The organism is Desulforhopalus sp. IMCC35007, from assembly GCF_005116575.1.
In the GTDB taxonomy this organism is placed as follows: Bacteria; Desulfobacterota; Desulfobulbia; order Desulfobulbales; family Desulfocapsaceae; genus Desulforhopalus_A.
Genome location: NZ_SWCN01000051.1, coordinates 1 through 6,157 on the forward strand (window position 1 = coordinate 1; position 6,157 = coordinate 6,157).

Consider the following 6,157-nt stretch of genomic DNA (forward strand, 5'->3'; position numbering starts at 1 on the left):
CAAACTCTCCAGTTTGATATCCTAGACTACCTCACTCAAGAGATAGTTACTTATATAGTGCTTATGTATATAAGAGCTCTATTTTCGAATTACGAAAACTTGCTCCATTGTAGTTCGCTAAAACTACCTTGGGCCCGTTTGCTTATGTGTTGTTATTTAGTTTTCAAGGATCGTTTAACACTCCCAAACTCCCGAAGTGTCCCGCGCTTTATGTCGCGGCGAGCGGCTAAATCTAATAAACTTAAAACCTTATGTCAATAAAAAGTTTATCTTATTTTCGTTTGTGAGCAATTTGTTGGGTTGACGTCCCGCTATCAGGCGAAGCGTTTATCCCGTTACTCACGAACGAGCGGCAAAATACATGATCTCCATCAGCTCGTCAATAATTAATTTGGCTAAAATGAAAAAACTTCTAGCCTGATGGTTATCTGGCATACTATATATGAAAGATTGTTCTTGCAGCTTTAAAGTTTATTAATTTTGTCTTTGCGTTTCTCTTTCAATCATTAAGACCAGTTAAATGTAATATAATATTATGGATCCAAAATCGAAATGCTTGAGGGGTATCCCTAAAGTGGATGAATGTATATCTCTATTGCGAAGCATAGAGAGTCTGACTGCACCTGATACTATCATTAAGTCGGCTATTCAGGAAGTTACCGCAAAAGAAAGAGAGAAAATTCTTACCTCAGCTGAGTGTAACGAACTTACCACCGAACAGTGGATAGCTCGTTTTGTTTCTGCTATAAAAAAGAAAATAAGTCCTCATCTCAAGCATGTATTCAATGGTACTGGAGTTGTCATTCACACAAATCTTGGTCGCTCTGTACTGCCAGAACAGACTACCGATCAGCTTGTTCAGGCAGGTGGCTATTATTCTAACCTTGAGTTTAATCTCGATACCGGCCAGAGGGGAAGTAGATACAGTCTTGTTGAAGATATTATCTGCGACCTGACCGGAGCTGAAGCTGCGCTGGTTGTTAATAACAATGCTGCTGCAGTATTAATTTCTCTAGATACTCTTGCTAAAGGTCATGAGGTCATTGTTTCCAGAGGTCAGCTCGTTGAGATCGGAGGCTCATTTCGAATTCCAGATGTAATGGCCAAAAGTGGTGCAACTTTGGTTGAAGTTGGTGCCACGAATCGAACCCACCTGCGTGATTATGAAAACGCACTTACTGAAAACACAGCGATGCTGCTGCGGGTACATACTTCAAACTTTCGAATAATCGGTTTTACTTCTGATGTTTCCGCAACAGAAATGGTTGAGTTGGGAAGGCGACACGGTATCGCCACCATGGAAGATCTTGGAAGTGGCAGTCTCGTCGATTTTTCAAAATACGGTTTTCCAAAAGAACCAACTGTTCAGGAAATTGTTAAAGCAGGCGTTGATGTGGTCACTTTCAGTGGAGATAAACTTTTAGGTGGCCCACAGGCTGGGATCATCGTCGGGACCAAAGAGATAATTGGTAAAATAAAAAAGAATCCTCTAAACCGAGCATTACGCATTGATAAATTTACCTTGGCTGCACTTGAAAGTGTATTGCGTGAATACTATGACATGGATAAAGCTATAGAATCTCTGCCTACCTTGCGAATGCTTACCAGCTCACCTGACATCGTCAAGAAAAGAGGCCGGTCCCTTTTACGCCGAATTAAATCCAAGGTAACCAACGTTTGCGAAATACAGCTGATATCCACGGTATCAAGGGTTGGTGGTGGTGCGTTGCCTGAGCATAATATAAAGAGTTGGGCCCTGGCATTTTCCCCAAAAACAATGAGGTTGAGCGATTTTGAAAAAGGCCTGAGAAAATTAGCGACACCTGTTATTGGGCGTATGGAAAATGATAAATTTCTCTTAGATATGAGGACGATTCAGGATAAAGAAGTTTCTGCTCTGTCAGAACTACTGGTTCATTTTTTCGAGGATGAGAGTGATCGTGATTGAAAAGTTTCCGCTCCCCGTTATTGGTATGGAGCTGCTGGTCGAAGATTATTTTGTGTTTTCATCAAGTTTTACTGAGATACTGCACAGGCATATTCCAACCATTAAAGAGGTTGATATTTTCGAGTCTGAAGGTGACTTCCTTGCCTCCAGGGAAATTTTCTCGCAGAATCCTGAGTTTGTTGAGTATTTTCAAGCCCTGAAAAAGGAGAAGTCTCCGTACATAATAAATAATGGTTTTGTTCTTCTCGGCTTGGTCACGAAGGATAACGCGTGTGTCGTTGTCGTTTTGGCGGGAGCTGATCCCTTGTTTTTGCAAAAAATGAGTAACAGTTGGCTGGATGAGAAAATCGTTCTCATACAGCGAGAGTTTCATCTCCTCAAGCAGGCACGAGTTGATGCCCAAACGGGCTTGTTAAATCTAACCAATCTCTATTCTTTGCTGGACTCCGCAAGCGTGACGCAAAACCTGATGCTTGCATTGGTTGAGCTTCCGCCGGTGTCGACTTCTTTTCGTCGAAACATAAAATATACACATCGTTGCGTTTCTCTTCTGAAAACCTTTATCCGTGGTCGGTCGATACTCCACTACATAGGACATAACACCTTCGCTCTGGTTCTTCAGCGGGGAGAGGAGCAAGATAGATCGGCGTTTGAATCGAGTCTGGTTTCCTATCTAAAAACAGAGGGGTGTGCCCGGGTGCATGTAGGTTCCAGTGTGATGCGCAAAGGACGCCTCGGAGAAGAAGATTGCCCTAAGGGGATAAATCTTCTGGATGAAGCCTGGACAGCATTAAATAAAGCTTCAAAGCGAGGGCCTTTTAGCTTCTGTGATTACACATCTCTTGCCTTTCCAGAAAAACAGCCCCTCGCTCATCCAGATGCTACTGTGGTCCGCAAAATCAGTCGGTGGTGCAAGCCGTTAAACTCTTTTTCATTGGTGCTATTTCGTTGTGATTCCGGGCAAGGTGGAGTTGTTGAGTTGATTGAACCGCTTGTTTGTAACTATAAATCTGCCAGAATGGGGCGTGATCTTTATGTTCTCTGCCCTGAGATGGACAAACTTCAGATAACGAACTGGGTGCGAGAAATTTTAGGAAAAGTATCGGCGCTTGGCGATGCTGTCTCTATTTCTGCTGGAGTCACGTGCTACCCTTTTTCAGATATAAGCATATCAGAAACCCCGTTCTGCTGTAAGAAGGCTCTTCTCCACGCTGAATTTTTTGGTCCTAGAAGTTATGCTATCTTCGACCATGTAACCTTTAATATCAGTGGTGATGTTTATTTTGGCGAAGGTGATTTCAACCTGGCCGTTAAAGAGTATAGGAGAGGTCTTAAAAGCTGTGCCGGTGATGTTAATCTTCACAATAGTCTTGGGGTGACTTTGGCATTGATGAATCGTGTCAGGCAGGCGGATGATTGTTTTAGAAGTGCTCTGGCCACTGATAAAGATAATTTCATGGCCCTTTATAATCTGGGTCTTTCCAAACAGGCTCAGGGAAGCAACAAAGAAGCTGTGAAATATATGGATAAAGCATTTCAGATTCGAGATGGGGCAGACGTCGACCCCCGTCTTATCAGTGATCTGAAGCTGCAACTTGGGGTGCTCTGTTGTGAGACAGGTCTCTACGATTCTTCGATCTGTTATATAGAGGAATGGCTCACAGATGTAAAAGAGACAGTTGATACCGGCAAGGTACATTATTTCCTTGGAGTGAATTACTTCAATCTCAATGAGCCCCGACGAGCCATACAATCCCTGGAGAGGGCCTTGCGATTCAATGGCTTTGATGACAGGGCTCTCAACCTGTTGGGCAGGCTGTACTTCCAGGAGCAGGAAGGAACGGATGTTGCGTTATCTCTGTGCCTCAAGAGTATAGAGCTTGATCCCGATAACACAGAGTACAAATTGTACCTTGCCGAAATTTATGTCTCCATAGGAGCGTTTTTCTCAGCTCAGAAGCTGTTAAAAGTTTGTCTTAAGAAAAAGCAGTACAGGGCTTTTGCACAATTGCTCATGGCGGAGGGATATGTAAAGGAAGGAATGGCGAAAAGGGCAGAAGGCTGGTTTGTAAAAGCATTAAAACAAGAAAAATTAGAGAAGCATATTAAAAACAGAGTAAAGCACGGATTACAATCCTGCCAAGCTATTCAAAGAAATATGTAAGTAGAGGAATGAATGAAGAACGGTAACGGTCGGATAATTAAAGAGCCTAAATATGTCCTTGATAATTCAGTCGCCAGTGATTCGTGGAGAATGCTGAGGATAATGTCTGAGTTCGTTGAAGGTTTTGATGGGATGTCAGCAATCGATATTCCAGGGGTGACTATTTATGGTTCTGCCCGGACACCCCAAAATCACAAATATTATCTTTTGGCCGAAGAAATAGCAGCAGAACTTGCAAGGGAAGGTTTTGCGGTAATAACGGGGGGAGGTCCTGGCATCATGGAGGCAGCAAACAAAGGAGCGTTTAATGCTGGGGGGATTTCTGTGGGCTTGAATATTAAGTTACCCCATGAACAGGACTTGAATCCATACGTGAATTTTTCTTTGGATTTTAAGTATTTCTTTGTTAGAAAAGTAATGTTGATGAAATATTCCTCCGGCTTTGTCTGTATGCCAGGCGGTTTTGGCTCCATGGATGAACTGTTTGAATCGTTAACGCTTGTACAGACAGAGAGAATCAAGCCTTTTCCCATTGTCCTTTTTGGCAGCGAATTTTGGGGTGGACTTGTGGAATGGATTAAAGATAAAATGGTTGGGAATGGCAATATCAGTGATGAAGATATTTCACTTCTCACGGTACTTGACGATCCAGATGAAGTTGTTGCATACTTAAAAAACAATCGCGGTGAGAAGTAATTTTTTTAATGGGTAGTACTTCAATAATTGAATCCAGGATAAAATAATGGCTCAGATAGATGGCTTTTTTAAGCTGATGAACGACGAAGGTGCGTCAGATTTACATATGGTTGCAGGACAGCAGCCGCTCCTCCGTATCCGTGGAGATATGGAAAGAGTTAAATTTAAGAAAATGGGCAATGATGAACTTCGGGCAATGCTGTACGAGATCTGTCCGGAAGAAAAAATTAAGGTCTTTGAAGAAACCGGAGATATCGATTTCGGTTATGAAATTCCAGGACTTGCCAGATACCGTTGTAACTTCTTTCAGCAAAAGTACGGTGTCGGTGCTGTTTTTCGGGAGATTCCGAGCGATATCATGACGGTTGAACAACTCGGTCTGCCTCCTGTTATTTCCCGATTAGCGTATCTACCCAAAGGGCTTGTTCTCGTTACCGGACCAACGGGATCCGGCAAATCTACAACCCTTGCAGCCATTGTGGACGAATGTAACAGGAACCGTAAGGATCATATTCTTACAATTGAAGACCCCATAGAATTTGTTCATAAAAGCCAGAAATGTATAGTTAATCACCGTGAGGTAGGAACCCACACAGACAGCTTTTCTGCCGCTCTTCGAGGGGCCTTACGTGAAGATCCTGATATCATAATGGTCGGTGAAATGCGTGATCTGGAAACTATTTCACTTGCCATGGAAGCGGCTATGACCGGTCACCTCGTTTTTGGTACCTTGCATACCATCAATGCCATGAAAACTGTTGATCGTATTATTGAAATATTTCCAGCAAACCAGCAGGGGCAGGTACGATCGACGCTTGCTGATGCATTGAAGGCCGTAGTTTCTCAAACATTATTTAAGAGAACTGATGTAAAGGGGCGATGTGCGGCTCTGGAAATTCTTGTCGCAACCCCTGCTGTAAGAAACCTGATCAGGGATGGAAAAACTTTTCAGATTCTGTCTACCATGCAGACGGGTAAAAAATATGGAATGCAAACCCTCGATGATGCGATCATGTATCTGCTGGAAAAGAAAATGATCAGTACCGATGACGCATATTCCAATGCTGTAGAAAAGGCTAAATTCCTCAAATATCTGAAAAAGGCTCCTTCCGATTTCACTGAAGTTTAGCTCCTGCTGTGTATGGCAAAATATTAACCTGAAAATCGGGTAAAGCGCACACTTTAAGCCAAAAAAACACCCCCATAAGCACGGTTTAGTTGAAAAAACCGTGCTATTTTCTTGCTTTTTTACGTGTACGTATTATGATTATACGCACATTTTAAAGGGGAGTTTATTCATGGCTAAACCAATAACAGGAAAAACTCACGTCGGCGAACGGCGTGAGAAA

General features: G+C 42.7%; 4 protein-coding genes. All 4 read left to right on the forward strand.

Annotated features, from left to right (window positions below; translation table 11 throughout):
• Window positions 1–535 precede the first annotated feature (535 nt).
• Genes selA through FCL48_RS24445 form a run of 4 tightly spaced genes read left to right on the forward strand, consistent with a single transcriptional unit; the run spans window position 536 to window position 5,937 of the window.
• Window positions 536–1,948 carry an L-seryl-tRNA(Sec) selenium transferase gene (gene selA, locus FCL48_RS24430; RefSeq protein ID WP_136876678.1) on the forward strand — a complete coding sequence of 471 codons (1,413 nt, stop codon included), beginning with the start codon at window positions 536–538 and terminating at the stop codon, window positions 1,946–1,948.
• Entirely contained in the window at window positions 1,941–4,112 is a 2,172-nt protein-coding gene (locus FCL48_RS24435; RefSeq protein ID WP_169309371.1) for a lipopolysaccharide assembly protein LapB, read from the forward strand. Before selA ends, FCL48_RS24435 begins: the two co-directional genes overlap by 8 nt.
• A 12-nt stretch (window positions 4,113–4,124) precedes the next feature.
• A complete protein-coding gene (locus FCL48_RS24440; RefSeq protein ID WP_136876682.1) occupies window positions 4,125–4,808 on the forward strand; it encodes a TIGR00730 family Rossman fold protein in 684 nt (227 codons plus the stop codon).
• A gap of 46 nt (window positions 4,809–4,854) precedes the next feature.
• Window positions 4,855–5,937 carry a type IV pilus twitching motility protein PilT gene (locus tag FCL48_RS24445; RefSeq protein WP_136876684.1) on the forward strand — a complete coding sequence of 361 codons (1,083 nt, stop codon included), beginning with the start codon at window positions 4,855–4,857 and terminating at the stop codon, window positions 5,935–5,937.
• Window positions 5,938–6,157: the final 220 nt, after the last annotated feature.